Annotated in this window: 2 protein-coding genes; both read right to left on the reverse strand. The window is 38.5% G+C overall.

What is annotated here, in order from left to right:
• A partial coding sequence (locus ACFILD_RS08085) for an autotransporter outer membrane beta-barrel domain-containing protein (RefSeq protein WP_375665023.1) occupies positions 1–2,844 on the reverse strand: 2,844 nt, incomplete at its 3' end.
• A 657-nt stretch (positions 2,845–3,501) separates the two neighbouring features.
• A partial coding sequence (locus tag ACFILD_RS08090; RefSeq protein WP_375665025.1) for an autotransporter outer membrane beta-barrel domain-containing protein occupies positions 3,502–5,967 on the reverse strand: 2,466 nt, incomplete at its 5' end.

Raw genomic sequence — 5,967 nt, forward strand, 5'->3', positions numbered from 1 at the left:
TCCGCGTTCAGAAGATAAGGTTCCTGTGTTTCCGTAAGTATAGAGGAAGAAACCGGTTTGTTTTTCTTCTTCTTTTCCTAAAACAGATGTTCTGATATTGGCTAAGAGTGCGTTTTGTTTAGCCATATCGGTTAATCCACTATAGAAGAGAGCATTTGGCATGACTAAATAGCTTGCTGTTTGTGGTACAGGGGCAACGGTAGGGATATTTGTTTCAGGATCAGGATTTGAACCAGAATTGGAGTCAAGCAGTTCGGGTTGCAAACGGAAATCCCAGAAATTTTCATTCTTTTCATCAAAGAGGTTTTGTGCAATATCGGCGTTGCCTTGGCTTGAGTCTGGTCCATAGGCACGTAGTGTATACATATCTGGTAAGCCACCTCTTGTGGTATAGCCATTTACCAGTTTGAAAGAGTTTTCCTCTGCTTTTCCAGAAACTTGAATAAGTGAAAGACCCCGGACATTGGCAGCAGCAGAGGTATTTGCTTCGATATTGTTCTCTTCTAAGCGCCCCGTGACATAAACTGATGTGTTGCCAGAGACATCCCCATGGATCAAAAGTCTATCGGTTTTTTGGTCATTTATTGCAGCACCATCACTCCAAGCCGTGTTGAAGTAAATCTTTGCATCACCCATTGCATTGTAGACTTCTTGCGTGTCTGGTTTACCAGAACCTATATGCAATGTTTGGTAATGATCTTCTGTTGGTTTCTCAAAAACAATGGAGCTGTTATCGAGATTAAGCGTGGAAATATCAGAACGAGATCTTTGAGCGATATCAAGCAGATTGCCATCATCATCTTTTTCATTTTTGCTGATTTTTAACGTCCATGTTGTATTGTTTTTCAGATCAAAACGTACATTTCTGTCTTTAGCAATATTCGCTCTGCCTTCTAAAGTAGACTGATCAGCGCTTAAGGTGAAGGTGCCATTGGAGATCGCTTTAACCTCTTTATCATTCCAATAATTATCGGTTCCCCAAGATTTTGGATTTTCGAAAATACCATTTCCTAATAATACGTCGGCATGGATTTCTGAATTTTTGAGATTGACTGTACCGATTGACAAACCTGGAATATCTTCAATGTTATCGTTAGTAAAAGCTCCAACAAAAATTCCAGTACCATTTTCAGCATGAAGCTCTGCATTAGTCAGATTGATCTCACTACTTTGGTGTTTTTGTGGATCATCTGATTCATTTTTATCAATATCAGAGACAGCTAAGAACTGTAAGCCACTGATTCCTACTTTTGCAGAAACATCCGTTAGAGCAATTTGGCCGCCATTTATTACAACCATTGCAACTTTTTTTGCTTCTATTTTATTTTTCTTCCCATTCTGAAGGGTGTCGGATTGGGTATCTAGACCTTTAGAATTAGCATCAATAGCGCCATTAATCATCTTAATTGTGCTATCTTTACCAATAGCGAGACCAACATCAACATTTTGAATGGTTGTTTTGCCATTTAATTCAACTATACTATCAGCCTCCCAAGTGTTTACACCAACGGTTGCTGCTTCGGACTCACCACCGATTATTGTTAAATCTCCGGTAATGATTTTACTTCCATCCTCTGCATAAAGACCTTCATCAAAATTTTGAATGGTTGTTTTGCCCGTTAACTGAATTTCACTCCCAGAGCCCGCTGTCCATACACCAGATCGTGCTTCATTGGGGTTGTCATTAATTGCTTTACCACCGACTATTGTTAAATCTCCGCTGGTAATTTTACCACCATTATAGGCTCCAAGACCGTACGAAACTTTTTCAAAGGTTGTATGCCCCTTTAATTGAATTTCACTATTGGGATTAATGGCTATTATACCAGAAGTGCCGTATTCTTGGTTTTCATAAGCAGTTATTGTTAAATCTTCGCTGGTGATTTTACCACCTTTTTCTGCTCTCAGTCCATCTCTAACTTTTTCAATGCTTGTTTTGCCTTTTAATTCAATTATGCTTCCAAAGCCATTGGCATTTGCACCGTTTCCGAAGTTATTGGTTGTTAGAGTAACATCCGTAATTTCAATACGTCCACCATTTTCTGTAAGTAATGCGCCTTCATGTCCATTCAAATTTCCTCCTATGACAGCTCCTCCTTTCATTGTGATCTTGGATTCTATACCATCTGCATGGAGTGCATTACCATTAGATGAAGCGACTGTAACATTGTTGTTTAAAGTAATGATGCTGCCATTTTGAGCAGATATTGCTGTATTTTTTGCACGAAATGATCCTCCAGAGATTGTTATTGTCGAGTGATCATCTGCAGATATGCCTGTTAGTGCTTGAGTAACGGTTACATTGTTCAAGGTTACTGTGCTGTTTTTAGCACTTATTCCTAAGGATAGTGAACTGTTATCGTTTTCACTCGATATTACCACGTCTTCCAGCTTGTTTTTTTTACTCTTACTGTCAGAAAAGGAAGCACCAGTGCTAGATAAAATGCCAGATGAGGAGGCCTCCATTCCAGAATATGTAATTGTTCCCTTAGTCATTTGAAGTGTAGCACCGTCTTTGGCTTCAAGGCCTAAGAAAATACCAGAACCAGTGCCTTTAATGGTTGTGCCATCCAGTAACTCAATCGCACTGTTAGCACCTTCTGCTGTTACAGCATAGACGGTTTGGTTTGTGCCTTGGTTTATATCTTTATTCGTAACAATGGTTAAATGTTTTCCAATGATTTTGCCACCGTCTTTTGCGTGAATAGTTTCGTAGGTTTTATCGGATACTTCTTGTTGTTTTCCCCCAGAAACTACGAGGGTTTCAGCATGTGCACTGAACTGGATGTTGAACAGGATGATAGCGGCTGCAGCCGTGCATGATAAAAGGGATGTTTTATACACTAGTATTCTCCTTATGATAGCCCCCAAATATTCATTTCCCCGCGAACTTCATAAGAAGAAGTGAAAATGGATAATTGTTATTAATTTCAGTAATTGTCTTTATTTGGTAAGACATTTTTGGTTTTTTGTCAAAATTAAAAAATACTTGATATTAATTATGTCTAATACAAAATGTATTTATAATTGATTTTATTTAAAGAATTATAATTTTGAATATTATTATTCAGAGAAATATTCTGAGATACTGATATAGTGGTACCATGACATCTTTTACGTGATGGTAGGGATTATTATATGACGCAAATTGGGATTATGAGGGAACAAAAAAGGATGTAGAAGAAGCTAGTAAAAAAGCTAACTTACTTGGGCTTAAAGTGGGTTGTCATCTTTCAACACAGTGGTATTAATTTATTTCTAATAGACTTCTCTTTTTTTCAAAGTAGGAAGTACTCTTCATCCACTGGGGATAGAAGTGCTCTGTTGCGTTTGTTGTGTCTTGTCTTGGGGATTTTCGTAAAGAACTAAGTATTAAGTATAAAGAGGGAAGGGTGCTTTAAAAGGAAAAAGGATGACTTTAATGTACAAAAAGAGCAGCATATTGTGCTGCCCTTTTTGTTAAATTGAATAGAATGAATAGGCTATTTTTACAGCCTTGATTTAAAACTGATAGCGTATGCCACCTGAAAAGCTTGCACCACTTATACCAGTTTTCTGAAGCTTTTGTCGATAGCTTACATCACCGTAAAGAGAGAAATTGTGAGACAGTTGTGCATTGATGCCAACGCCGCCCTCAATTGCTGTTCCTATGGGATCAAGGTCAAAATCTCTGCCAATCTGGATGGTACCATCATCACCAAAGGTTTTGATCAAGTTTGCTTTTCCATAGAAGGAAATGGCAGGACCATTTTCAGTGGTCATAATGGTTTTGGTTAAACGTCCACCAACACGGATCAACCATTGAGAAGGATTGTTCATATCAATTTTTAAATTATCAGCATCTTCAATGGTATCAAACATCAAATGTTGATAAGCAAGTTGTATTTGGGGCTCGAAGGTTAAACCTTCCATTCCGGTAGAAAATTGTTTGCCAACGGTGGTGGAAATACTCAACATTTTTACATTGTTCAATTTCGCGGTTTTACCAATGATAGCATTGGTGATATCGCCCTTTATTATCCCATAGGATAAAAGCGTATCGATATAGAAACCACTGTCATGTTGTACACTACCATAGGCAGTGAGAGACCATTTATCTAGGGTGCTTTTACTTGCATCCTGCATCTCTTTTGGAGTGAAAGACAGCTGCCCATAGGTACCTAAAAGACCAAGATGTGTAGTAGTGCTGTGCCCTTCTAACGTAGTCAATGCAACCCCACCTTGTATAGCAGCGTAGCGAATATCAGCACCATAACCATATTTAAGGGGACCGCGTTTCGAGGATAAGGTTCCTGTACCCCCATAGGTAGAGAGGAAGAAACTGTTTTTTAGATTTTTCTGCTCTCCCAAGACTGTTGTTCTCATATTGGCTAAAAGTGCATTTTGCTTGGCCATATCGGCCAATCCAGTATAAAAGAGGGCATTTGGCATAACCAAATAGCTTGCCATTTGTGGTACAACTGCTCTTACTTTTGAATCGGGGTCAAAAAATTCAGGCTGCAAACGGAAATCCCAGAAATCTTTATCCTTTTCATCGAATAAGTTTTGGTTAGCATTGGCTTTGCCATAGCTTGAGACTGGTCCATAGGCAGTCAGCGTATATTTATAAGGAGTTCCTCCTATGGTGGTATAGCCATTTTTCAATTTAAAGGAGTCTTCTTTTGCTTCTCCAGAAACTTGAATAAGTGAAAGTCCACCTATATTTGAAGGATCAGAGGCATTTTCTACACTCTCTTTATCCCCTGAAACATTTTTGACATAAACTGTTGTGGTGCCTGCTACATCACCGTGAATGAGAAGCCTATCGGTTTTTTGTGCATCTATTGCAACACCATCACTCCATATAGCGTTGAAATGAATTTCTGCCTCACCAGAGGCATTATAGACTGCTAGAATGTTCGGTATTCCAGATCCTATATGCAATGTATGATAATGATCTTCTACCGGTCCATTAAAAACAATAGAACTATCATTGAGATTGAGCACAGAAATATCAGAACGTGACCTTTGAGCAATAGCAAGCAGTTTTCCGTCATCATCGGTTTCTTTTGTACTGGTTTTCAATATCCATGTTGTTTTGTTTGTCAAATCAAAGCGTACAGTTCTGTTTTCTGCAATTTTTGCTCTTCCCTTTAATACGGAGTGATTAGCATTTAATGTAAAAGCAAAATTATTTTCTTTAGTTGAAGCTTTTGCTGCTAATAAAATATCGGCACTGATTTCTGAATTTTTGAGATTGGCTATACCGATTGATTGGTCTGCGTTAATTCCAATACTATTTTCAGTGCGAATCTTTGTATTTGTCAAGTTGATTTCTAAGGCATTATCGTCCTCGGATTTATCAAATGTTATGCCACTGTTTTCTGCTGTTGCAGAAACATTTGTTACATCAATATATCCGCTATTTTTTACAACAAATGCTGATCCTTTTGCTGCTACGGTCCCTCCATTCATTTTAATTGTGCCACCGTTTTCTGCATAAAGTCCGATGAAAGTATTGCTAATCGCTGTATTTCCATGCAATTCAATTAAGCTGTAAGGATTGCTGGCAGCTGCACCGTATCCGTTGCCATCCATCGTTGTTAGAGCAACATCTGTGACCTTAATATGTCCACCGTTCATTGCAAATAATGCCATGGTTTTCGCAGTTACTGTTCCACCAGTCATTATAATTGTGCCACTATTTTCTGCATCAAGTCCGGTTACAGCATTATTAATTGTTGTCTTTCCATATAATTCAATCAAGCTTTCAGGATCGGTTGCAGCAGCACCATAGTTACCATTTGTTGTTGTTAAAGCAACATCTGTGACTTTAATATGCCCACCGCTTTTTGCAAGCACTGCCATGTTTGTTGCGGTTACAGCTCCTCCCGTCATTGTGATTGCACCACTGTTTTCTGCATTGAGCCCGATGAAAATATTATTAATCGTTGTCTTTCCATCCAATTCAATCAAGCTTTCAGGATC

This window comes from Bartonella sp. CL162QHHD (assembly GCF_042195435.1).
Taxonomy (GTDB): domain Bacteria; phylum Pseudomonadota; class Alphaproteobacteria; order Rhizobiales; family Rhizobiaceae; genus Bartonella.